The organism is Haladaptatus rarus (assembly GCF_054177585.1).
In genome coordinates, this window is record NZ_JBPEHG010000002.1 from 597439 (window position 1) to 620509 (window position 23071).

Genomic DNA, 23071 nt, shown 5'->3' on the forward strand with positions numbered 1-23071 from the left:
ATTACGCTTTCACTCGATCACGCCGTCGCTTCGTCGAGCGAGACGTTCGCCGGAAGCGCCTGCGTCTCGTCCGCTGCGGCCAGCAAGTCGTGGTAGCGATTCCGAATCGTAACGGTGCTCACACCACTGACCTCGCTCACTGCGTCCTGCGTCAACTCCTCGTCTTCGAGGAGTGCGGCGGCGTACAGTGCGGCGGCGGCGAGTCCGATGGGCGATTTCCCGCTGGTGATGCCCGCTTCCTGGGCGGTCGTGAGCAGGTCGTGAGCGCGGCGTTTCGCCTCCGCACCGAGTTCGACCTCGCTCTCGAATCGGTTGAGATACTGTTCGGGGTCGGCGGGTTTCACTTCGAGACCGAGTTCGCGCACGATGTAGCGGTAGGTGCGCTTGAACTCCATCTCGTCGATGCGGCTGACGCTCGCCACCTCGTCGAGACTGCGGGGCACGTCACTCTGGCGGGCCGCTGCGTAGAGGGCAGCAGTCGCCACGCCTTCGATGGAGCGTCCGGGCAGCAGGTCTTCTTCCAGTGCACGGCGGTAGATGACGCTGGCCGTCTCCCGGACGGATTCCGGCAGTCCGAGGGCACTCGCCATGCGGTCGATCTCGCCGAGCGCCTGTTTGAGGTTGCGTTCCTTGCTGTTTCGCGTACGGAACCGCTCGTCCCACGTGCGGAGGCGCTGCATCGTCTCGCGTTGACGGGGACTCAGCGTTCGTCCGTAGGCGTCCCTGTCTTGCCAGCCGATACTGCTCGATAGCCCTTTGTCGTGGAGCATCTTCGTCGTCGGTGCTCCGACACGCGATTTCGAGTCGCGTTCCGCGGCGTCGAACGCACGCCACTCCGGACCGCGGTCGATAGCATCCGCTTCGACGACGAGTCCGCACTCGGTGCAGACGGTCTCGGCGTGTTCCGCGTCGGTGACGAGGCGGCCGCTACACTCGGGACAAAACTCGCGTTCCCGCTGGATGTCATCTTCTCGTTCGATGTCGCGTTCTCGTTCGGTTTTTGATACTCGCTGCTGTTCTGTCTGTCGAATCTTCGTGTTCGTCATTGTCGAAGGAACTGGCACCCAGAAGGGAGAAAAACGTGTGCTGGGGCCAGTTTACTAACTATAGGTTAGTGCGAAATACATATAAATGTTTCGCAAGATGTATGCTTCTTTGGCAGAGGCTAATCATCGGATCAGAACGACATTGCGAATCTTTGTTCTCTGGCGACAGATTCTGTCTACATTAAATTGCTCATAAGAATATACTGGGAGTTCTTCCAGATTGGCAGAGATGACGGAACAAACTCGACGAGCGTTTCTGGCAGCGACCGGTCTCTTGGCGCTACCGGGATGTTCGTCGTTAGCCGGGAATTTGTCGAAAGGCGACGACGCTGGGAAGGCGAGCGGTTCCGGCGGCCCGAACGTCGCAATCACGGACGATTTCGAAGACCTCGGTCACTGGCAGGCCGTCTCGCGGCAGGGATCGCTGTCGAAATCGACCGACGCCTACGAGGGTTCAGGCTGTGCACACGTCGAAGGGAGTGGGAAGACGAAAGAGGGCCACATCGTCCGCTCGTTGTCCGGTGCCGATCTCCGGGGGACGAACTTCTCGATGGCAGTCAAGCTCACGAACCACGAGCAGGTGAAAGTCGCCATCGAACTCCACGCCCCCGACAGCGGGCACACGGTCGCTCTCAAACGAACCGTGGTGGGACCGAAGGACCGCTGGATCCGCGTCAACTTCGGCGTTACCGGTGTCGAGGATGGAGCAGACCTCTCGAAGGTTCACGAACTCCGTATCTTGGCCCGGCCCATCGACCAGAACGCAAAGAAGCCGGTCGATTTCTTCGTCGACGACCTTCGGACGGTCTCCAGTTCGGAGACCGGTTACGTGATGTTCACGTTCGACGATAGCCACGCCAGCCACTACCGCGCGTTCGAATTGATGGAGGAGTACGATTTCGCTGGTGTCGAGGGGGTCATCCCCGAGAGTATCGGGAACGACGACCGACTGAACGAAGACCACCTGTCCACGATGGCGAAGGGCGGATGGGACATCTCAGCCCATCCCAACGTCGGAGCGTATTACTTCTCGAAGTACGAGCCGAGCGAACAGAAACAGCTTCTCAAGGACGCACAGGGCTACCTCGAATCGGCGGGATTCGACGACGGCGCACGTCATCTGCTCGTTCCGAAGAACCTCGTCGGCTCGGAGACGTTCGACCTCGCCAGAAAGTATTACGACACCATCTTCAGCTTCGGTGGCTGTCCGAACGCGATGCCGTTCGAACAGAAAGACGCCATCGTCTCACGAGTGTACGGCAAGGACGTAGAGGTCGTGAAACGATACGTGGATTACGCCGCCGAGTACGGGCAACTCGTCGTCCCGCTCTTCCACGAGATCGGAAAGGACGGCGATCTCAGCGAACGCGAATTCGAGAAACTGCTCGAGTACGTCGAAAAACAGGACGTCCGGGTCATCACCGCCTCGGATCTGCTCGAACTGTAGTTCGGTTATCGGACGCCACCCGAGTCCGTCGTCGAACTCCCGCAGAGTCCGTCGTCGGACGCAAACGGGGCCGATCGATGGACTTTCACAGAGTCAGCCGCCATCGGAGGGTCTTAACGCATCGAATTCCTATTGGTTACTATGACAGCACAGGCAACGCTCGCTGGCGGGTGTTTCTGGTGTCTCGAAGCCGCGTTCGAGGAGTTGGAGGGCGTGGAGTCGGTCACCTCCGGCTACGCTGGCGGTTCGGTCGAGTACCCAAGTTACGAGGAAGTCTGCTCCGGGAGTACGGGCCACGCGGAAGTCGTCCAACTCGTCTACGACCCGCAGATGATCGGCTACGACGAACTGCTGCAGGTGTTCTTCACCATCCACGACCCGACGACGCTGAACCGACAGGGACCTGACGTGGGGTCGCAGTACCGATCTGCCATCTTCTACCACGACGACGACCAGAAGGCAACCGCAGAGCGGTTCATCGAGGAACTCGAAGCCGCGGACACGTTCGACAACGAAATCGTGACCGAGGTAGAACCGTTGGAGGCGTTCTACGAGGCCTCGGAGTATCACCAGGATTACTACGAGAAGAATCCCAACGACGCCTACTGTACGGTGAACGCGAAGCCGAAGATTCGGAAGGTGCGCGAGAAGTTCGCCAAGAACGTCCGCTGATCGAGATAGACACGACGAACCCTCACTCAACGCCGTCTTGTCACCGAATCGGATCGATCCATACAGAAGTCGACCGGTTCGACCGGCGAACCGGTCGTGATGACGTGCGAAACGTCGTCAATCGTTTTACCGCCCGGCGTGGTTAGCACTGGTACCGATGCCAGTCCAACCAGATTACGTGAAGAAGGTGGGAAACATCCTGCTGGAACGCTACCCGCAAGCGTTCACCGACGATTTCGACCAGAACAAACAGAGTGTGGAGAAGCTGACGAACGTCTCGTCGAAAAGCGTTCGTAACCGAATCGCGGGCTACATCACGAGAAAACAGGGACGTGGGAGGCAAGAAGAGTACCTATGACGGGTCGGTAGTCGTCCGTCTCGTTCCGACAGGTGCTTCTAACGTGTAGAGCACTCCGAGTCCGACGAGCACGACCCCTCCGAGAACTGCCACCGCCACCAGCGGTGAGTATGCATCAGCGACGACACCCCCGGCGAGTTTGAGGGGAAGTCTGACGAGCGCGTACACCATCGACGCGGCGCTGAGTATCGTGGCTCGTCCGACCGACTCCGCGTGGTCGTTGATGTACTGGTTGACCAGTGGGTGGAGCACAGTCTTCGAACCGGTGCGGACGAAGAACATCGGGAGCGCGAGGATGGGGGCGAACACCGGAACGACGAGCGCGACGCAAAGAATCAGGGGAACGAACACCGTCGTCGTTCGAAGACCTACGATATCCTCGATGGTTCCGGCGTGATAGCTCAATCCGGCAGAGACGAGCGTGAATCCGGCGTACAGTGGTCCCACGAGTTCGACCGGGATTTCCAGCGTGACGGTTGCTATCGGCTGAACGTACGGCTCGACTGCGGCAGTCGCGGCGAAAAACAGCGCCACGTACGTCACGAACGACCGAAGCGGCGGTTCCGAGAGGTGGCGGCGCACGACTCGAACCGCAGCGAGTGGCGAGAGTACGTCGCGGTCGGTATCCGTTACTGCTCGATTCCGTGGAAGCGTCAAGAGCACGAACACGCCAGCACCGTTCAGGACGCCGGAGGCGAGAAACGGCAGTCTGGGGTTGAGTTCGTACAACAACCCACCAGCGAGTACCGTCACGACGGTCACCGCTCGATTGACCGCCATTCCGCGGCCGCGAACCCGAGCGAACTGGTCGGTTTCGAGTTCGGTGCGAAGCATCTCGTAGAGCCACGCATCACCACTCCCGGAGCGAAAGACGAGCGAGAGCGTCCACAGGACGTACAGTCCAGCGAGTGCGAGAAAGGAGCGAGCGACGACGAATCCGAGGATCGAGGCGGTCATACAGACGGAGCTGACGACGAGACTGTCTCGGCGGCCGATTCGGTCGCCGATGTAGCCTGTTGGAATCTCGCCGAGCACCGTCAGCGTCGAGTAGAGCGCGCTGAGAAGGGCGATCTGCGTGTAGTCGAGATTGCGGTAGAGAAGAAAGAGGGTGAAGATCGGCGAGAAGAATCCGAACGAGATGGTCGCCTGATAGCAGTAATATTTGTAGACGGTCGGCAGACGAGACATTTGCTCGGGCTTCGAACGACGGATAGTAAATGGTTTCCTGATATCCTTTTATGTACTAATAATGTCATTTCGGCCATAGATTCAGGCATCTGGGGAACGTAGCTCCGCGTATGCACCTGTACGCCGCGATGCGGAGCGGTCTTCTCGTCGCCGACGAGACGGAGACGAAGGGAATCCGGCTGGTCGACCACGACCTGGAGTGTGTCGCCGCCACGCCCGAGCACGTCTTCTGTGGGACGTTCGATTCCGGCCTCTTCCGAAGCGACGACGCGGGCGAGACGTTCCACTCGGTCGGCACCGACACGATACACGAATCGGTGATGTCGCTCGCGGTCGACCCGGACGACCCCGAGACGGTGTGGGTCGGGACGGAACCGAGTGCCGTCTTCCGAAGCACGGATGGCGGCGATTCGTGGGAACGACGTGAAGGGCTGACCGACCTCCCCTCGGAACCGCAGTGGTCGTTTCCGCCGCGACCCCACACCCACCACGTCCGGTGGATCGAACCCGACCCACACGATACGGCACACCTCTACGTCGGCATCGAGGCCGGTGCGCTCGTGCAGACGCACGACGCGGGCGAGACGTGGGAGGACAGGGTGTCAGGCGCTCGGCGGGACAACCACTCGCTGACGACCCACCCCGACGCACCGGGACGGGTCTGGTCTGCAGCAGGCGATGGCTACGCAGAGTCCGAAGATGGTGGGGAGACGTGGCGGTACCCACAGGACGGACTTCGTCACCGCTACTGCTGGAGTGTCGCGCTCGCTCCGGACGACCCGGACACTGTCTTGCTCTCCGGCGCGACAGGCCCTCGAACAGCCCACAACGCCAGTGCTGCCGAATCCTACGTCTACCGCAAGCGCGACGGCGAACCGTGGGAACGACTCGACGGCCTTCCGACCGGTGAGGGCGTCACTCGGGCGGTGTTCACCGCCGGGGAATCGGATGGCGAACTGTACGCCGTAAACAACAAGGGAGTCTACCGAACCGAGGATGCGGGAACGACGTGGAACCAACTCGACCTGGAGTGGCCCACTGGGTTCGAGCAACAGACCGCAAGAGGAATAGCGGTGGTTCCGTAGGCCGGTCGGCGATACTTCGAAGTCGATCGACTGTCTACCGGTTCCCTACTGGGCAGATATCCGCCGGTCGAGGAAGTCGCCGACGAGTTCGAACGAGCGGATCTTCTGGTCGATGTCGGTGCTGCCGTGGCCTTCCGCACCGAGTTCTTCGTACTCGTAGTCGACACCTTCCTCGAACCCGTCTTCGTCGAGCTGGTCGCGGAACAATCTGGCCTGCGAGACGGGAACCCGGCGGTCGTTGACACCGTGAACCATCAGCAGCGGCTTGCTGAGATTCTCGGTGTACTCGATGGGGCTTCGCTCCCGATAGAGGTCGTAGTTCTCCTCGGGGTCACCGAGGTACTTCTCCATGAGTCCCGTCTGGAAGTGCGGCATCGTGTTCTCGTACATGTCGTGGAGGTCGGTGACGCCGATCCACGCGATGCCTGCGGCGTACAGCTCTGGATACTGTACCATCTGCCAGTAGGCGCTGTAGCCACCGTAGGAGCCGCCGTAGGCGACGATTCGCTCCTCATCGATCCACTCCTGTTCGCGGAGCCAGCGGACGCCCTCCGCGATGTCATCCTGTTCCGCACCGCCCCAGTCCTCGATGAGACTGTTCTTGAACTCCCGTCCGCGACCGATCGAACCTCGATAGTTGATCTCGAGGACGCTGTACCCTCGATTGGTGAAGAACTGCGCACGCTGGTCGAACTCCCGAAGGTCGTGCGACGCTGGGCCGCCGTGTATCTTCACGACCACCGGAGACGGTCGTTCGCCCGAATCGTACAGCAGGCCGCCGATATCCCACCCGTCGTGTGATTCGAAGGTGATGTACTCGGCATCGGTGAACGATTCGGGGTCGATATCGCCGTACTCCGGTTCGAGGAGGGTCCGTGTCTCGCCGGAGTCGATATCGGAGACGAGAAGCGCGGGGCGCTGCGTGGGAGTCGCCTGCTCGACGAGCACTCGTCCGTCGTCGAGTAGCGCCGAATCGCCGATTTTTGGGAACGACGCGACGCCCGTGGGGAGGTCGAGGTCGGTCATCTCGCCGTCGAGGTCGTAGACGATCGGGACGATGGCAGCATCTCGTGTTCGGAGTGCGAGGAAGCCACTCCTGTCAGGGAGGAATGCGACGGGACTTTCGACGTACTCGCCCGCACCGAACCACTCGTCCTCGTCCGATTCGAGATCGTAGACGCCACAGCGCGTCTTGTCCTCGGCGTTGTCCGAGACGAGGAGTCGGGTGCCGTCCGGAGACCAGTCCGAAAGCCAGGTTTCGCTTCCCTCCATCCCGATTTCGAGATTTCGAGGGTTCGACCCATCGGCGTCTGCCACGTACACGTCGTTGTTCTTCAGGTCGTCCGATTCGTTGGCTGCGTACGCGATTCGGTCACCGTCGGGACTGAACAGTGCGAAGTGAACCCCTAGCTCGTAGTCGGTGAGTTGGTCGCTCGTCTCCGTCTCGCGGTCGTAGCAGTAGAGGTTCATCTGCCCGCCAGCACTACTGGTGTAGAGCAATCTGTCACCGCGCACGTCGGTGAGTATGCACTGACCCGAATCCTCGACCACGGGCCGCGTGTTACCGTCGAGGTCGAGCTCCCAGATGTCGTTCTGTTCGTCGCCCGCGTCGTCGTTGTGGAAGTACAGGTGCTCGCCGTCCGGTGCCCACATAAACCACCAGCGCGCGTTTCGCGGCACCTCTCCGTCGCTCACCTGCCGCATCTCACCGGTCGCCACGTCGATGACGTGGAGTTCGTTGCGGCCCGTACCATCGTAGTAGACTGCAACTTGCTCTCCGTCGGGTGAGGCGGCGGGGTGGTGAAATTCGGGAAGGCTTGCGAGGGCTTCGAGTGAGAATTCCTCCGTCATCGTGTCCTACCCACAAACGTCAGCGTGACAATCTTTTCGGTCGTGAGAAACGAGTCGATAGTCGTACGAACTGAATCGGAGGCTGCAAATTCGCAGGCGATCGTCGGTGTCGTCGAAAAATGAACTCGAACCGGTCGGTCTCCTCAGCTACTCCACAAGGGTGGCGATGTGGGCGTAAACCACCGACCCGAAGGTTCTCGGCTGAGCTTACTCGAGGTCGAAGCGGTCGAGGCTCATCACTTTGTCCCACGCATCCACGAAGTCACGCACGAATTTCTCCTCTGCGTCGTCGGATGCGTAGACGTCCGCGATGGCTCGAAGCCGGGAGTTCGACCCGAAGATGAGATCCACGCGGGTTCCCGTCCACGCGAGTTCGCCCGTTTCACGGTCGCGCAACTCGAAAATCTCCTGGGCGTCCGAGGCCGCTTCCCACTCCATGATGTCCTGCGATTCCGAGGCCGCTTCCCACTCGTAGCCCATGTCGAGCAGGTTCACGAAGAAGTCGTTGGTCAACGACTCCGGCTGGTCGGTGAAGACGCCGAGGTCGGACCCTTGGTAGTTCGCATTCAGCGCGCGCATGCCGCCGACCAGAACCGTCATCTCGTCAGCCGTCAGATTCAGGAGCTCAGCCTTGTCGACCAGCAACTCCTCCGCCGAGCGGTCGGTCTCGCCACCGAGGTAGTTACGGAACCCGTCGGCTTCCGGTTCGAGCACCTCGAAGGACTCGACGTCGGTTTGCTCCTGCGAGGCGTCGGTACGGCCCGGTTCGAAGGGAACGTCCACGTCGTACCCGGCGTCAGCTGCAGCCTTCTCGACGGCTGCACAGCCGCCGAGAACGATCAGGTCGGCGAGCGAGACTCGCTTCCCATCGGATCGCGAGCTGTTGAACTCCTCCTGAATCTCTTCGAGGGTTCCCAGCACCGTCTCTAGCTGATCCGGCTCGTTCACTTCCCAGTGCTTCTGTGGTTCGAGGCGAATGCGGGCCCCGTTCGCTCCACCGCGCTTGTCGCTATCGCGGTACGTCGATGCCGACGCCCAGGCCGTCTTTGCCAGTTGGGAGATGGACAGTTCCGAAGCGAGGATCGTCTCCTTGAGTTCGTCGATCTCTTCGTCACCGATCAGTTCGTGGTCGACGTCGGGGATGGGGTCTTGCCACAGCATCTCCTCGTCGGGAACCTCCGGGCCGAGGAACCGGGACGGCGGGCCCATGTCACGGTGGATCAGCTTGTACCATGCTTTGGCGAAGGCATCCTGGAACTCGTCCGGGTTCTCCTGGAAGCGCTCGATGGTCGCCCGATAGTCCGGATCCCGCTTCAGAGCGATGTCCGTCGTCAGCATCATGGGAGTTTGCTTCTTCGATGGGTCGTGAGCGTCCGGCACGGTGCCCTCCAACGCCTCGTCTTTCGGCGTCCACTGCCACGCACCGCCGGGACCCTTCTCCGGTTCCCATTCGTAGTCGAGCAGGTTGTCGAGGTAGCCCATGTCCCACTGGATCGGCGCGTCGGTCCACGGACCCTCTATCCCACTGGTGATCGTGTCGCCCCCCTTGCCGGAGCCGTGGCTGCTCTGCCAGCCGAGACCCTGCTCGTCGATAGGGGCCGCTTCGGGTTCAGGACCGAGGCTAGTAGTGGAGTCAGCACCGTGGACCTTTCCGAAGGTGTGTCCGCCGGCGATGAGCGCGACCGTTTCCTCGTCGTTCATCGCCATCCGACCGAACGATTCTCGAATGTTCTCCGCCGACGCGAGCGGATCCGGATTGCCGTCCGGCCCCTCCGGATTCACGTAGATGAGACCCATCACGGTGGCGCCGAGCGGATTTTCGAGTTCTCCCTCGTCGCTGAAGCGTTCGGAGGCTTCCATCTCGTTTTCGGGTCCCCAGTAGACGGACTCGTCGGGCTCGTAGGCATCCTCGCGCCCGCCAGCGAAGCCGAACGTTTCGAAGCCCATCGACTCCAGGGCAACGTTCCCGGCAAGGACTATCAGGTCGGCCCACGAGAGTTTGCGGCCGTACTTCTGCTTGACCGGCCAGAGCAGTCGGCGCGCCTTGTCGAGGTTCGCATTGTCGGGCCAACTGTTGAGGGGCGCAAAGCGTTGTGTGCCGCCGGACGCGCCGCCGCGGCCATCGCTGGTGCGGTATGTGCCGGCGCTGTGCCACGCCATCCGAATGAAGAGCGGCCCGTAGTGGCCGTAGTCAGCCGGCCACCACTCCTGCGATGTCGTCATTACCTCTTCGACGTCCGCCTTGACGGCGTCGAGGTCGAGCGTCTTGAACTCCTCGGCGTAGTCGAACTCCTCGCCCATCGGATCGACCTGGCGAACGTTCTGGTCGAGGATATCCACGTCCAACGCATTCGGCCACCAGTCGTGATTCGGTTCATTCATCGTCGGTTAACCTCCGAAATCTCGTCGTTTTTCATCTCGTAGCTGGGGTCGCTCATACTGTGTTTGGGTGTATCCTCTGACATTGATCTCTCTCCGGTAGCTAAGAGATGCGTCGTATAATTTATAAACGTACCGATGAGATTTCCTATTTTATACCTTCCCTTTCCCGTACACGGTTCTTTGTTTTATTATTCCTTAGATGTATTTCCTATAGCCGACTAAATATTGTCCGGTGAAGAAATATGTTTTCACGAACGTGTCTTTTTCGCCCGCCTGCGCGGTGGACTAACACGGGCGACCGGGTCGACCCGGTCGTCCTGCCCATCGAGGTTCGAAAGAAGGCGTTCTACGTCGGTGTCCGTGCCATCGGCTTGGAGCAGCTCGACAGCCTGCTTGATGCCATCGACTCGTCGCTGGAGTCTCGCGTATCGAATCTCGAGTTCCACCCGAGCTTCACCGATGGCGACTCGTCCCTCTCGAATCGCGTCTCGAGACTCACGGAGCGTCTCGCCAGTCTCACGAATCGTCCGAAGTGGCATAGTCCGACCGACGCGACCCACAGGATTAGCGTTGCTGGCCCGGTGGTCGTTGCTCCCCCTAGGTCGTTGCCACCCGGAGATAACCGCCGGCCACGAACGTTTTGGAATCTCGCACCCATTCTTCAACTGATGCCTGAGTACGAAAACGACGTTCTGGTTTCGGCGGACTGGGTCGAAGACCACATCGACGAATTCGAGAGCGACGACCCCGAGTACCGCCTCGTCGAGGTGAACAGCCCCGAATCGCCCGACGAAGACTTCCCGTCGCGCTACGACCAGGGACACATTCCGGGAGCCATCGGCCTGCAGTGGGACGAAGATCTCTCGGACGAGACGGAGCGCGACATCCTCAAAAAGGAGGACTTCGAGCAGATCGTCGGCGACCACGGTATCAGCGAGGACTCGACCGTCGTCTTCTACGGCGACGGCTGGATACCGAACTGGTTCGCGCTGTTCGCCTACTGGGAGTTCAAATACTACGGCCACGAGGACGCTCGCGTGCTGAACGGCGGGAAAGACTACTGGGTCGAAAACGACTATCCCATGACCGACGACGAACCCAACCACCCCGCACAGGAGTACCACGCGAGGGGGCCGTTCGAGAGCATCCGAGCGTACAAAGACGACGTCGAGAAAGCGATGGAGTCGGGCCTTCCGATGGTGGACGTTCGGTCGCCCGAGGAGTTCACGGGTGAAGTCATCGCACCCGAAGGACTGAAAGAGACGGCCCAGCGCGGGGGCCACATCCCCGGCGCAAGTAACGTCCCGGTCGCAGACGTGCTCGCCGAGGACGGGCGATTCAAATCGGCTGACGAACTGCGCGACCTCTACGCCGAGCACGGTGTCGACGGCGACGAGTCGGTCATCACCTACTGTCGCGTCGGCGAGCGCTCTTCCATCGAGTGGTTCGCGCTCTACGAACTGCTCGGTTTCGACGACGTGCGCAACTACGACGGGTCGTGGACCGAGTGGGGGAACATCGTGCGCGCACCCATCGAGAAGGGCGAGTAGCGCCCATCGAGAAAGAGAAGTAGCGACTCTCATTTTTTCCGCCACCACGAATCGTCACTCATCACCGACATCCACGAACTCGTCGCCGACCTGTACGCCCACCTCGAAGCGACCGAACAGCGACCGGTGGAGACGCGGGCGAACCAGTGGCTCGGCGAAGCGCAAGCAGTCGTCGCGGATGCGAAACGTGCCCCCGAATCGGTCGTAAAAAAGCGCGTCTTGCAGGCCGACGACCTGCTCTCGAACGTCGACGGAACTGGCGATTCGGAGGCGGACGAACACGTCGAACAAGCGCGTACGTTGACGAGCGAGATTTTGGCCGAACTGGACTGACCGACTCGAACCGGTTCTCAGCTGGTCACTTCGAGCGAGAACCCCCAGTCGAACCCCTCGTCCATCCACATCGATTCGATTCTGCGCTCGAATCGGTACTCACCCACCGGCAGACAGCCTCTATGAGTCGGGTCGTCTGCAACGAGCAGGTCATCAGTCCACGTTTCGTCCGGTGCGAGCGTCGGCATCGGTTGTGCCTCATTCGACCAGACCAGTTTGCCCCGTGATTTCCCGTCCGTCCCGACGCAGGGCGGCGCGTAGTTTTGCAGATCACGTGGCTGGTTCGCGGGGTTGTCTGCGGCAATCTTCGAATAGAGTATGATTCCTCTCTTCCCGTCGTAGGAACTCGCTCCCTTGTAGTATGGCGTCGAGAACTGCCGTTCTTCCTCGTTGGTGTTCGTGACACGAGTTCGGAGCACTGCCGACTGCTCGGCGGTGATATCGGCGTGCGAGACTTCGATCTCGAACTCGGCACCGTACTCGTCGGGCACTGAATCGACTTTCTTCAGGGAGACCGACCTCTCGTACTCCTCCGGGGGTACTGGATTGGATAGAAACGCCCGACCGAGACAGCCAGCAGAACCGGCCAACGTGCTGACAGCCGCGAGCAGGGTTCTGCGTGACGTGGAGGACATAGCAATGCATCATCTTCGACCGACAAACTCTTTCTGGTGGTTCTATCTAATCATCTTCAGATCGTGATTTTTCATAGTAGTTTGATTAAACGAACACTTCTCCACGGATGTTGACCTACCCGGTTTCTCTCCCACCCTTGATTTCAAGCAGAAGTCATATTATGAAACGTTTCGCCTAGGTTTCGATCTGAGTCTGGAACCATGCCCCAACACGGTGGGCGACTTCATCAGGTGTCGCGACACTTGTATTGATGATCTTCAACCCATCCTTTGCGCCCTGCTCTCGATACCAACGGTTCACGTCAAGAAAGAAGTCGAGAGCATCCGAGGTTGTACTTGGTCGGTCACGTAATCGGGCTTCCAGATCAGCGTCATCACAGACGAGCGCACGCCGTTCGACACGAGAGAAATAGCGTATCTCTGGACTCTCATCTATGTCGTGCGGGTGGACACCACCGACGAAAAGCGTCTGCTGGTCAGCTGCATGCAACGTCATACAGATGCGAAAATCAAAGTCGCAGATCGATGTCCATGATAGCTTGCCATTAGTCAAATCGATGTGCATATCACCTTCATAGATGAAGAGGTCGATCTCACCGTCGAGTCGCCCCGCTGTTGTGGATTTCCCGACAGCCGGTGCTCCCTCCAACGTGTGCAAGGGGAGATATGGGAATTGAAACGTGGTATGACAGTCTGGACACTCTGCGGTTGCGTATCCATCGTCAGCGTCGACGATAGGCTTCTCAACGGCGGTATTCCGGCACGTCGGGCAGAAGTGCAACATCAATGAAGAGGATGTCAACCGTGCACAAAAGTATCATGATTAGCATAGTTCTGAATTGTATCGATAATTAACCGCACCCGGTAGTCGATAGGTGTGTTTCTTTCCAACCCATTCGACAGCAAGGTCTGTCGCTTCGGGAGGCTTTAACCCGTCTCGTCACCCTTATCCGTAGTCATGGAAGACGCGCCAGAGAAAGCCGAGGGGTTGCGGAGCCGAGAAGTGACCGAGGGGCCGGAACGCGCCCCGCATCGTGCCATGTTCCGGGCGATGGGGTTCGACGACGACGACCTCTCCTCGCCGATGGTCGGGGTGGCCAACCCCGCCGCCGACATCACGCCCTGTAACGTCCATCTAGACGACGTGGCCGACGCGGCCATCGAAGGGGTCGACTCTGCGGGCGGGATGCCCATCGAGTTCGGCACCATTACCATCTCGGACGCCATCTCGATGGGCACCGAGGGGATGAAAGCGAGCCTCATCTCGCGCGAGGTCATCGCCGACAGCGTCGAACTCGTCGCCTTCGGCGAGCGCATGGACGCCCTCGTCACGGTCGCGGGGTGTGACAAGAACCTACCCGGGATGATGATGGCGGCCATCCGTACCGATCTGCCAACCGTCTTTCTGTACGGGGGTTCCATCCTCCCCGGCCACCACGAGGGACGCGAAGTCACGGTGCAGAACGTCTTCGAGGGCGTCGGCGCGGTGGCGCACGGCGATATGACCGAAGAGGAGTTGGTCGAGCTCGAACACGACGCCTGCCCCGGTGCAGGATCGTGCGGCGGGATGTTCACCGCGAACACGATGGCCTCCATCAGCGAAGCCCTCGGACTCGCGCCGCTCGGCTCCGCCAGCCCAACTGCCGAATCCGACGAACGGTACGCGGTCGCAGAACGCGCCGGGGAACTCGTCCTCGACGCGATTGAGAACGACCGCACGCCATCGGACATTCTCTCCCGCAAGTCGTTCGAGAACGCCATCGCGATACAGGTGGCGATGGGTGGCTCTACGAACGCGGTTCTCCACCTGCTCGCGCTCGCGGCAGAGGCGGATATCGACCTCTCTATCGAGGATTTCGACGACATCTCGCGCCGGACACCGAAGATCGCAAACCTCCAGCCCGGCGGGACGAAGGTGATGAAAGACCTCCACGACGAAGGCGGGGTACCGGTCGTCCTCCGCCGCTTACTCGACGCCGGACTGGTTCACGGCGACGCGATGACGGTGACCGGGCGCACGCTAGCGGAGGAACTCGACCATCTCGACCTCCCCGCAGACGACACGTTGGACGCCGAGTTCATCCGACCAGTGGACGACCCCTTCAGCGACGAGGGCGCGATAAAGATCCTGACGGGCAATCTCGCGCCCGATGGCGCGGTGTTGAAGGTCACGAAAGACGACGCCTTCCACCATTCCGGCCCGGCCCGCGTCTTCGAGAACGAAGAAGACGCTATGAAGTACGTCCAGGAGGGCGACATCGATTCGGGAGACGTGCTCGTCATCCGCAACGAAGGGCCGCGTGGTGGTCCCGGCATGCGCGAGATGCTCGGCGTCACCGCCGCAGTGGTCGGACAGGGACACGAAGACGACGTTGCATTGCTCACCGACGGACGCTTCTCGGGAGCGACTCGCGGGCCGATGGTCGGCCACGTCGCACCTGAAGCCCGTGACGGCGGCCCTATCGCGGTACTGGAAGATGGCGACGAGGTGACGGTGGACATCCCGAATCGGGAACTTTCGGTCGCGCTCTCGGACGACGAACTCGCGACGCGCATGGACGACTGGGAACCCGACGAACCGCCGTATACGACCGGTGTCCTCGCAAAGTATGGAACGGCGTTCGGGTCTGCCGCGAACGGTGCGGTGACGAATCCCGGTGCGAAGCGAGAGTGACGGCGAACCTGCGGTGAACTGAGCAGTCACCGGTTCTTTTTCAGTAAATTTACGGGATGTCGCCAGGTGCGCGCCCGAGACGAAGCCGACGAAATCCTGCCCGGTCTTTATAAATGGATAGGCGTGGTGGGGTACCATGCTCGATGGTGGCAAACCGCAAGACACGATTGGTATCGACGTGCGGTAATCCTCCTTTGTGACTGGACGGACGCGACAGAACCGCTTGCCAGCATACGTAAGACATAGTACGGTCTGAATACATAATTTGGGAAATTTAACCGAAAATACTGCGGATTTCAGTGATATTCTACGAAGAACCGAAACGGTTTTTGGATAGTTTTTGAAGATGGTGCTAGTGTATGTCGCACAGTGTACAGCAACTGTGGCAACGATATCGGTCGGTGCCGATCATCTATCGTATCGCGGTTGCATTCGTCCTTGGTTCCATCGTCGGAATCGCCATTGGAAAACCGGCAACAGCCCTCCAACCACTCGGTGACCTGTTCGTCAGACTCCTCAAGATGGTCATCGTTCCCATCGTCGTCTTCACGCTCATCATGGCGGCACGAAACCTCTCACCGACGAATCTCGGAAAGATCGGTGTCGAGGTCGTCGCGTTGTACCTTCTCACGACGATAGTCGCTATCGCCATCGGACTCGGCATCAGCAACCTCATCGATCCTGGTGTCGGGATCGAACTGGCGAAGAATGCGAACGTCAACACGGAGCAAGCACCACCGCTCGGAGAGGTTCTCCTCGGAATCGTCCCGGAGAATCCCATCTCCGCGATGGCCGAGGGGAAGATGCTCGGCGTCATCTTCTTTTCGCTCGTCTTCGGTATCGGGCTGACCGTCGTCCGAGACGAGGCCAAGCCGGGTTCGAAACTCGACGAGGGTGTCTCTGCCATCTTCGACGCCGTCGAGGTGGGTGCAGAAGTGATGTTCAAGATCGTCTGGGGTGTGATGGAGTACGGTGTCATCGGCGTGTTCGCCCTGATGGCCGCCCTGTTCGGCCAGACCGGTATCGGCGCGATCGTCTCACTGCTCAAGCTCGTCGCGTCGTTGGCCATCGCCATCGGTATCCACATCTCCGTCGTTTACTTGCTCCTCATCGTGCTCGGACTGGTGGGCAAATCGCCCATCGACTTCCTGCGCGGCGGGAAGGACGCCATGATGACCGCGCTGAGCATTCGGTCGTCCAGCGGGACGCTTCCGGTGACGATGTCCAACGCGGACGAGAACCTCGGCATCGACGAAGGAGTCTACAGTTTCTCGCTGCCGCTCGGCGCGACGGTGAACATGGACGGAACCGCGATGTATCTCGGTATCGCCGCCATCTTCACCGCCAACGTGGTCGGCAAGTCGCTCACGCTCGCCGAGCAGTTGAGCGTCCTGCTCACGGCCCTGCTCGCCAGTATCGGGACGGCAGGTGTGCCCGGCGCGAGCCTCATCATGATGTCCGTCGTGTTCACGCAGGTCGGCCTGCCGCTTTCGGCCATCGCGATGGTCGCTGGTGTCGACCCCCTGCTCGACCGGATGCGCACCATGAACAACGTCACGGGTGACCTCGCGGTCACGACACTCGTAGCGAAGTGGAACGACGCTATCGACTTCACCACCGGAGTGTGGGCTGACGAAGGCGTCGGTTCCGGCGACGTTGCGACCGGTGTAACGACCGACGACTGAACACACCATTCTTTCAAACAGCATGCAATACGAACCAAGCAGTGACAAAGCGCGGAGTCACGAGACGCAAAACGACAAGACCGAGCATCAGAAGACGCAGAGCCACGAACTCGTCTCGCGTGCCCGCGACGTGATCCCGGGCGGCGCCCAGACGGGCTTGCGCGCCCAGGCGTACGAGACAGGTGCTGTCGCGTTCGACCACGCGAAGGGCGCGACGCTCACGACGGTCGACGACGAGGCGTACACCGACTACCACCTGGGCTTCGGTCCCATCATCCTCGGCCACGCCCACGAGTCGGTGGATGACGCCGCCCGCCGCGCCATCGACGGCGGCGTGCTCTACGGCGCGGGGACGACCGAACTGGAAGTCGAGGTCGCCGAGCGCCTGGTCAACCTGTTGCCGAGCGTCGACCAGGTCAACTTCTGCAACAGCGGGAGCGAAGCCACGTATCACGCCATCCGGCTCGCACGCGCCCACACGGGCAACGAGAAGATCCTGAAGTTCGAGGGCTGTTATCACGGGTGGCACGACTACGTCGACGTGAGCGTCTACCCACCGGAAGACCACCTCGGTGGACAGTACCCCGAATCTGCCGGGATGCTCTCGGCAGCCGTCGAGAACACGCTCGTCGTCCCGTTCAACGACAGCGAGGCAGTCGAGGAAGCACTGCACGAACACGGCGACGACCTCGCGGGTGTCATCCTCGAACCCGTGCCCCATTCCGTGGGGTGTCTCCTCCCACAACAAGAGTTCCTGCGAACGTTACGCGAACAGACGAGAGAGCACGACGTGCCGCTCATCTTCGACGAGGTCATCACCGGCTTTCGCCACTCCCCGCACGGTGCACAGGGCGAGTTCGGCGTCGAGCCCGACCTGACCTGCGTGGCCAAAGCCCTCGGGAACGGGTATCCGGTCGCGGCGGTCGGCGGCCGGGAAGACCTGCTGGGGCAAGCGGGCGGCGACAACAAGTCGGGCGTCGTCATCAGCGGCACCTACTCCGGCAATCTCCCCGGCCTGGCGGCGGCGCGCGAGACCATCGACACCATCGTCGAAGAGGACGTGCAGGGCCACGTCACCGAACTGGGTGATGCATATCGGGCAGGCCTGCGTGACCTGCTCGCCGACCACGCTCTCGAGGGGCGGGTCGTCGGTCATCGCAGCATCTTCAGCTTGCAGTTCGGCGTGACCGGCGAGCCACGAACCTACGAGGACGTGCTTGGACTGGACGAAGAGAAATTCCGCGACTTCGCGGCGGGGATGCGCGAGCAGGGGCATTTCTTCACGCCCAATCCCTACAAGCGCCATCATCTCTCGTTCGCGCATGGCGACGAGCACCTAGCGGCGTATCTCGACGCCGCCGACGCTGTGCTTGCGAACCTCTGACCCGGTTCAGCAAGCTTAATCCTGCCCGGTTGTTACGGCTTTCCAATGGAACCTGCGATACAGATTCGGGATCTCGAGAAGGAGTATGAGGGGGTACGGGCGCTCGATGGTATCTCACTCGACGTTCCGCAGGGGTCGTTTTTCGGCTTACTCGGCCCGAACGGTGCAGGGAAGACGACGTTCATCAACATCCTCGTCGGTCTCGTGAAGAAATCGGGCGGGACGGCGGAAGTGTTCGGCGCAGACGTGGAAGACGACTACCGGGAAGCCCGGAATCGGATCGGTCTCGCACCGCAGGAGTTCAACGTCGACCGGTTCTTCCCGATCCGTGAAGTTCTGGAGCACAAGGCGGGCTACCACGACATTCCGAAGGCCGATGCCCGAGAACGGGCTGACGAGGTGCTGAAACGGGTCGGCATCTACGACAAGCGCGACACGCGCTTCGACTGGCTCTCCGGCGGGATGAAACGTCGGTTCATGCTGGCACGGGCGCTCATCACCGACCCCGACCTGCTCATCCTCGACGAACCGACGGCGGGCGTGGACGTGCAACTCCGTCACGACCTCTGGGAACTGATTACCGACCTGAACGAGAGCGGGACGACCATCCTGCTCACGACCCACTACATCGAAGAGGCAGAGCGCCTCTGCGACGAGGTCGCTATCCTCGATTCGGGGCAGATCGTCGAAGTGGCGAGTCCCGAGGAGTTGATGGGCCGCGGGCCTGACAAGATCACCGTCACACTGCGGAACCCACCCGAGTCCGCACCGCATCTCTCCGCCGGGCGCGACAAGATCGAGTCGGTGGAGCTGTCGGGCGACGACCTCGTCATCACCGCACGAGAAGCCGGACTGCTCGCGCCGGAACTGGTGCGCGAACTCGACCGGAAAGGGTTCGAGATCGTCCACTTCGACATCTCGCGCACCTCGCTCGAAGAGGTGTTCGTGGCGATGACGCGGAGCGAGGAAGAAGAAGAAGCGAAGACGGCCGCGGTCGCGGATGGAGGTGAACAGGCGTGACGAGTCTCACTGGCTTTCTCACACTCACCCGGCGCGAGATACTGCGCTTTCTGCGTCGACCACGGAACACCTTCGTCCCGCCCCTCGTGACGAACGTCCTATACTTCTCCGTGTTCGGGGTCGTCCTCGGAAATCGCGTCGGCGGCATGGAGATCCGGGGCGAACCCGTCGAGTACATCGTCTTCATCCTCCCCGGTCTGGTCGTCCTCGGGGCTATCTCGAACGCCTTCGAGAACTCTTCGTTTTCCATCTTCCACGGGCGCTGGAACCGCTACATCGAAGAGACGCTCACCTCGCCGATGTCGTACTCGCGGATGGTCGCGGCCTACATCGTCGCCGGAGCGACGCGCGGCCTGCTCGTCGGCATCCTCATCGCAATCATCGGTGCGTTCTTCACGCCGGTCGGGGTCGAACAACCGTTCTACCTCGTCGCGTTCGCGCTGGTGATCACGCTCCTCTTTTCGAGCGTCGGCGTGGTCGGCGGTCTCTGGGCCGACGACTGGGACAACCTCACGATGATGAACCAGTTCCTCGTCCGCCCGCTCGTCTTCTTCGGCGGCGTCTTCTATACGCTGGAGAGTCTCCCACCGGGCATCTTCCGCGACCTCACCCTGCTCAACCCGATGGTGTACATGGTGAACGGCATCCGATACGGGTTCCTCGGCGTCTCAGAGGTGAACCCGAACGTCTCGCTCGCGGTGCTGTCGGGGCTGACGCTGGCGTTCATGCTCCTCGACGCCTTCCTGTTCCGACGTGGGTACGGGCTGATGGACTAACAGATCGATTCCATCGGCTTCGTTAAAACTCTCCAGCGGAGATAGGTTTCAGTGACCGTGCTGAATACTGGGCGCGTATCTTGCACGCCAGAGTACTGTGACACCGTTAATAACGCGAGCCACTTCGGTATCGCAAGTTCGCTGACCTTTCAATCTACATATTCTACTCTAACGCTAATGCAAAATACAGAAGCTGCCTTGTTTAAACGCGAGAATTCAGTCGCTTGACCCCGTGAATCGGCGAGATCGCCCTCGGACTGCGTGGAAAGAAGTTCCACGTTAGGCTGGTCGATCATCAATTTATGCGTTCCATCCCCGTCCAGAAAATAACGGTTCCCACGGACACGGTAAATGCGCCGATGACCGTCCACCGCACTGACCGTCCAGAGATCTGTTCGCTGTTTGCGATGGTTAGAATGGGACGTATACGGACGATCCCGAGACCTTGACCTAACCACAACAACCCGAGTAACTCCACGAAGGCTCCGAGGATCGTCAATACAGTCGCTTTCGTGTCCATGTGAATTTTTAAGCACGGAAACCAATCAACCTTCTCCAGATCGATGCGCACCTCATAGTCAGCTCAATCGATTTGGTCAGTAGCTTTCGGAGACATTCGACTCAGTTGAAACCCTCATTCGGTGATCGGTTTCGGCGACTCTGCTAAATACATAGCGCATATCTTTCATCCCACATCCGTTAGTGGTGGAGTTCGTGGTGCAACGTTAGAAGTTGAATCTCCCCACAATATTGATATGATTTTATTTATAATTCTGACTATGAAGAAGCCCTCTAGACGTTCCTTCTTAGCGACTGTCGCAACCGTTGGACTCGCTGGCTGCTCCGCTCAGAGTTCTTCTCGACCGATAGGAATCATTGCGTATACCAGTTCAGAGAACCAGCACAGATTACACCTCACTATCGAGAAGAAGGATGAGGTTCTTGTGGAACAGGAATTAATCGTCCCAGCAGATAGGCCAAATTACGACCCTGTTTTTACTACTATCAAAGGTCTTGTAGTTTCAAAGGGAGACCGACTCAATGTGACCGGAAAACTCGAAGGAAGCAATCAGACATCCAACACACCACTGACGATAGACTGTCCAAAGAAGTATGATACGGATCTCCTTGGAGTGCGAATTTCCCACACTGAGGATCCGACACTAAGTGATAGTTGCTACACAAAAGATAGATGGCAGCTACGTGATTTTACGGCTCTACATAGACCTCCGCTTGCGGCGCGAAGAAACAGGTTGTCGTCTTCTTGTACCAGTAGGGCCTGATTGTACAGGTTGCCGCCAAAGTGGTAGATACATCATCAATATTCAGTACGGCGCTTGTGACAAACGCTCGGCAATTCGGTGAGTCACTGCAAGATACAGGGCGCGTATCTCTTCGGATTATCAGTTGGCACCAAGGAGGTCAGCAAAGAGTGTGGGCATCATCCGAGGGGTCAAATCCAGTCGTCGGGGAGTTCGTCGGCGTGATCGTACATCAACTGTAGCAATGGCCGAATCTCGTTGAATCGTGGTCCCGTTTGCAACACGTTCGCCTCCTGATCCCACTCGATGAGTCCTGCATCCACCAGTTTCGGAAGATGGACGTGGGTCATATGCTCTTTGAGATTCGCCAAATCCTCGTCCTCGATAGTGACGTCCGCAGGGAGTTGCGCATCGTCGTCATCCTGCGGATTGTGCTCCAGCAGAGCAGTGAGCAGTCGGCGTCGATACTTGTTCGCCAAGACCTCAAGCAAGGTATCGAGTGGAACGTCCTCATTTGGTTCCTCACTCGTCATTGGGAGCTATAGGAATCTGCGTTTGATACATTCACGCTTCACACTCGAACCAGACATCATCGCAGCGCCACCGTGACAGTCGAACCGACGGATACCCTCGTCGTTGTTCACCCTCGAACGTCAGTAAGGAAGAATGATGCGAACGGTAGGTTTGGTTCTTCACTTGACTTCGTTTCGACCTCGAAGCGAGACGAGGTGAGACGCGGGTGTAAGTGCGTTCACCCCGAATCGCCGATATGGCAATTGAAGCCCCGGAAGAATCCACGATTGCAGATATCAGCATCGACGCGAGCTAATTCGAGTTCGGACGCGTGTTGTCGAACGACTTCGAACTCGAACTCGAACGCCTCGTGCCACTGGGCGAGGAAGCAATGATTCCATTAGTGTGGCTCCGTGAGGGCGACCCTGACGACTTCGAAACCCACGTCGGCGACCATCCGAGCACGCGGGCGATACGACGACTAACCCACATGAATGGCGAGGTTCTGTTCGAAGTGCGGTGGTCGGTCGAGATGGATGGGTTCCTCGACGCGCTCAGGCAGCACTCTGTCTACCTGCTGGAGGGCGAGTTCACCGACGAAACGTGGGATTTCCGCCTTCGATTCGTGGATCGTGACGAACTCGTCGAGTTCTCCGAGCAACTGACAGCGAACCTCATCCCGATAACGCTCAACCGCCTGTACAATCCTGGCCCACCAGTAGAGATCACTCCGGTTCCAGAGCAACAGCGAGCGACGGTCGAACGTGCATATCAACAGGGGTACTTCGAGGTGCCGCGCAAGACGACGATTAAACAACTCGCCGCCGAGGAGGGTATCAGCGATTCGGCGTTCTCCCAGCGCTTGCGTCGGAGCTTAGCCACAGTCATCGAAGGGTATCTCCTCTCGGAGGCAGCCGCCTCGCACTGATGGCGAGGCGGTCGTGTCTCGGGTGGTGGGCAATCGGTGAGAGACGACCGAGAGTCGGTTTCACCACGTTTTAGAGCGACGAGCAAGTGCTTGCGCGAGAGAGACATCCTCTATATTCAGCACGCAAATCCTATCAGTTATTGAGCATTTCAACGGTGCCATTTTTATCGAACCGGCGATTGCAGTCGCGAGCCGCGCAATTCTCCAGTACGTTTCAGTACATTTCAGTACAACCGGGCAAACCACGTCAAACACAGCTATCGACCGCCGTTTCGCTCTGAC

The 23071-nt window shown here is 59.7% G+C and carries 20 protein-coding genes; 12 read left to right on the plus strand and 8 right to left on the minus strand.

Going from position 1 to position 23071, the window contains the following annotated elements:
* Window positions 1-17 precede the first annotated feature (17 nt).
* A complete protein-coding gene (locus tag ACR3FE_RS08425; RefSeq protein WP_458206635.1) occupies window positions 18-1046 on the minus strand; it encodes a transcription initiation factor IIB in 1029 nt (342 codons plus the stop codon).
* A 229-nt stretch (window positions 1047-1275) separates the two neighbouring features.
* On the opposite strand from ACR3FE_RS08425, the gene ACR3FE_RS08430 reads away from it, so the two are divergent.
* From ACR3FE_RS08430 to ACR3FE_RS08440, 3 genes are all read left to right on the plus strand, one after another.
* Window positions 1276-2493 (plus strand): polysaccharide deacetylase family protein, encoded by a 1218-nt coding sequence (locus tag ACR3FE_RS08430; protein WP_458206636.1) that lies wholly within the window; start codon window positions 1276-1278, stop codon window positions 2491-2493.
* 141 nt (window positions 2494-2634) lie between these two features.
* Entirely contained in the window at window positions 2635-3165 is a 531-nt protein-coding gene (msrA, locus tag ACR3FE_RS08435; RefSeq protein WP_458206637.1) for a peptide-methionine (S)-S-oxide reductase MsrA, read from the plus strand.
* 157 nt (window positions 3166-3322) lie between these two features.
* Complete coding sequence (locus tag ACR3FE_RS08440) at window positions 3323-3523, plus strand: 30S ribosomal protein S17e (RefSeq protein ID WP_458206638.1); 201 nt, start codon at window positions 3323-3325, stop codon at window positions 3521-3523.
* Here the strand turns inward: ACR3FE_RS08440 and ACR3FE_RS08445 are convergent.
* Window positions 3518-4711: an MFS transporter gene (locus tag ACR3FE_RS08445; protein WP_458206639.1), complete on the minus strand. Its 1194-nt coding sequence runs from the start codon at window positions 4709-4711 to the stop codon at window positions 3518-3520. The genes ACR3FE_RS08440 and ACR3FE_RS08445 overlap by 6 nt on opposite strands.
* 110 nt (window positions 4712-4821) lie before the next feature.
* On the opposite strand from ACR3FE_RS08445, the gene ACR3FE_RS08450 reads away from it, so the two are divergent.
* A complete protein-coding gene (locus tag ACR3FE_RS08450; RefSeq protein WP_458206640.1) occupies window positions 4822-5796 on the plus strand; it encodes a WD40/YVTN/BNR-like repeat-containing protein in 975 nt (324 codons plus the stop codon).
* Between the two features lie 45 nt (window positions 5797-5841).
* Here the strand turns inward: ACR3FE_RS08450 and ACR3FE_RS08455 are convergent, their stop codons facing one another.
* From ACR3FE_RS08455 to ACR3FE_RS08465, 3 genes are all read right to left on the minus strand, one after another.
* Window positions 5842-7647 carry a S9 family peptidase gene (locus tag ACR3FE_RS08455; protein ID WP_458206641.1) on the minus strand — a complete coding sequence of 602 codons (1806 nt, stop codon included), beginning with the start codon at window positions 7645-7647 and terminating at the stop codon, window positions 5842-5844.
* A 207-nt stretch (window positions 7648-7854) separates the two neighbouring features.
* On the minus strand, window positions 7855-10029 hold the full coding sequence (katG, locus tag ACR3FE_RS08460; protein ID WP_458206642.1) for a catalase/peroxidase HPI: 2175 nt from the start codon (window positions 10027-10029) through the stop codon (window positions 7855-7857).
* Window positions 10030-10277: 248 nt separating this feature from the next.
* Window positions 10278-10568, minus strand: coding sequence for a hypothetical protein (locus ACR3FE_RS08465; protein ID WP_458206643.1), 291 nt, complete (start codon window positions 10566-10568; stop codon window positions 10278-10280).
* Window positions 10569-10697: 129 nt separating this feature from the next.
* Between ACR3FE_RS08465 and ACR3FE_RS08470 the strand changes: the two genes are divergently transcribed.
* Window positions 10698-11579, plus strand: a complete 882-nt coding sequence (locus ACR3FE_RS08470; protein ID WP_458206644.1) for a sulfurtransferase — start codon at window positions 10698-10700, stop codon at window positions 11577-11579.
* Window positions 11580-11669: 90 nt separating this feature from the next.
* Window positions 11670-11912, plus strand: a complete 243-nt coding sequence (locus tag ACR3FE_RS08475; protein WP_472850185.1) for a DUF8152 family protein — start codon at window positions 11670-11672, stop codon at window positions 11910-11912.
* 17 nt (window positions 11913-11929) lie between these two features.
* Here ACR3FE_RS08475 and ACR3FE_RS08480 read toward each other — a convergent pair whose 3' ends face one another.
* Entirely contained in the window at window positions 11930-12547 is a 618-nt protein-coding gene (locus tag ACR3FE_RS08480) for a hypothetical protein (protein ID WP_458206646.1), read from the minus strand.
* A gap of 175 nt (window positions 12548-12722) precedes the next feature.
* Window positions 12723-13043: a hypothetical protein gene (locus ACR3FE_RS08485; protein ID WP_458206647.1), complete on the minus strand. Its 321-nt coding sequence runs from the start codon at window positions 13041-13043 to the stop codon at window positions 12723-12725.
* Between the two features lie 462 nt (window positions 13044-13505).
* Here ACR3FE_RS08485 and ilvD point away from each other — a divergent pair, with 462 nt between their 5' ends.
* From ilvD to ACR3FE_RS08510, 5 genes are all read left to right on the plus strand, one after another.
* On the plus strand, window positions 13506-15221 hold the full coding sequence (ilvD, locus tag ACR3FE_RS08490) for a dihydroxy-acid dehydratase (RefSeq protein WP_458206648.1): 1716 nt from the start codon (window positions 13506-13508) through the stop codon (window positions 15219-15221).
* Between the two features lie 359 nt (window positions 15222-15580).
* A complete protein-coding gene (locus ACR3FE_RS08495) occupies window positions 15581-16906 on the plus strand; it encodes a dicarboxylate/amino acid:cation symporter (RefSeq protein ID WP_458206650.1) in 1326 nt (441 codons plus the stop codon).
* Between the two features lie 22 nt (window positions 16907-16928).
* Complete coding sequence (locus ACR3FE_RS08500; protein WP_458206651.1) at window positions 16929-18290, plus strand: aspartate aminotransferase family protein; 1362 nt, start codon at window positions 16929-16931, stop codon at window positions 18288-18290.
* Between the two features lie 45 nt (window positions 18291-18335).
* The gene (locus tag ACR3FE_RS08505; RefSeq protein ID WP_458206652.1) at window positions 18336-19310 is read left to right on the plus strand and encodes an ABC transporter ATP-binding protein; all 975 of its coding nucleotides are present in this window, start codon (window positions 18336-18338) and stop codon (window positions 19308-19310) included.
* Complete coding sequence (locus ACR3FE_RS08510) at window positions 19307-20086, plus strand: ABC transporter permease (protein ID WP_458206653.1); 780 nt, start codon at window positions 19307-19309, stop codon at window positions 20084-20086. Before ACR3FE_RS08505 ends, ACR3FE_RS08510 begins: the two co-directional genes overlap by 4 nt.
* 1453 nt (window positions 20087-21539) lie before the next feature.
* Here ACR3FE_RS08510 and ACR3FE_RS08515 read toward each other — a convergent pair.
* Entirely contained in the window at window positions 21540-21881 is a 342-nt protein-coding gene (locus tag ACR3FE_RS08515; protein ID WP_458206654.1) for a DUF7344 domain-containing protein, read from the minus strand.
* A 311-nt stretch (window positions 21882-22192) separates the two neighbouring features.
* Between ACR3FE_RS08515 and ACR3FE_RS08520 the strand changes: the two genes are divergently transcribed.
* Window positions 22193-22789, plus strand: a complete 597-nt coding sequence (locus ACR3FE_RS08520; RefSeq protein WP_458206655.1) for a helix-turn-helix domain-containing protein — start codon at window positions 22193-22195, stop codon at window positions 22787-22789.
* The last annotated feature ends 282 nt before the right edge of the window (window positions 22790-23071 follow it).

Excerpts from the sequence above, each read along its gene's own strand:
- ACR3FE_RS08425 (WP_458206635.1), bottom strand. The coding sequence starts at position 1,046 with ATGACGAACACGAAGATTCGACAGACAGAACAGCAGCGAGTATCAAAA.
- ACR3FE_RS08430 (WP_458206636.1), top strand. The coding sequence starts at position 1,276 with ATGACGGAACAAACTCGACGAGCGTTTCTGGCAGCGACCGGTCTCTTG.
- msrA (WP_458206637.1), top strand. The coding sequence starts at position 2,635 with ATGACAGCACAGGCAACGCTCGCTGGCGGGTGTTTCTGGTGTCTCGAA.
- ACR3FE_RS08440 (WP_458206638.1), top strand. The coding sequence starts at position 3,323 with ATGCCAGTCCAACCAGATTACGTGAAGAAGGTGGGAAACATCCTGCTG.
- ACR3FE_RS08445 (WP_458206639.1), bottom strand. The coding sequence starts at position 4,711 with ATGTCTCGTCTGCCGACCGTCTACAAATATTACTGCTATCAGGCGACC.
- ACR3FE_RS08450 (WP_458206640.1), top strand. The coding sequence starts at position 4,822 with ATGCACCTGTACGCCGCGATGCGGAGCGGTCTTCTCGTCGCCGACGAG.
- ACR3FE_RS08455 (WP_458206641.1), bottom strand. The coding sequence starts at position 7,647 with ATGACGGAGGAATTCTCACTCGAAGCCCTCGCAAGCCTTCCCGAATTT.
- katG (WP_458206642.1), bottom strand. The coding sequence starts at position 10,029 with ATGAATGAACCGAATCACGACTGGTGGCCGAATGCGTTGGACGTGGAT.
- ACR3FE_RS08465 (WP_458206643.1), bottom strand. The coding sequence starts at position 10,568 with ATGCCACTTCGGACGATTCGTGAGACTGGCGAGACGCTCCGTGAGTCT.
- ACR3FE_RS08470 (WP_458206644.1), top strand. The coding sequence starts at position 10,698 with ATGCCTGAGTACGAAAACGACGTTCTGGTTTCGGCGGACTGGGTCGAA.
- ACR3FE_RS08480 (WP_458206646.1), bottom strand. The coding sequence starts at position 12,547 with ATGTCCTCCACGTCACGCAGAACCCTGCTCGCGGCTGTCAGCACGTTG.
- ACR3FE_RS08485 (WP_458206647.1), bottom strand. The coding sequence starts at position 13,043 with ATGACGTTGCATGCAGCTGACCAGCAGACGCTTTTCGTCGGTGGTGTC.
- ilvD (WP_458206648.1), top strand. The coding sequence starts at position 13,506 with ATGGAAGACGCGCCAGAGAAAGCCGAGGGGTTGCGGAGCCGAGAAGTG.
- ACR3FE_RS08495 (WP_458206650.1), top strand. The coding sequence starts at position 15,581 with ATGTCGCACAGTGTACAGCAACTGTGGCAACGATATCGGTCGGTGCCG.
- ACR3FE_RS08500 (WP_458206651.1), top strand. The coding sequence starts at position 16,929 with ATGCAATACGAACCAAGCAGTGACAAAGCGCGGAGTCACGAGACGCAA.
- ACR3FE_RS08505 (WP_458206652.1), top strand. The coding sequence starts at position 18,336 with ATGGAACCTGCGATACAGATTCGGGATCTCGAGAAGGAGTATGAGGGG.
- ACR3FE_RS08515 (WP_458206654.1), bottom strand. The coding sequence starts at position 21,881 with ATGACGAGTGAGGAACCAAATGAGGACGTTCCACTCGATACCTTGCTT.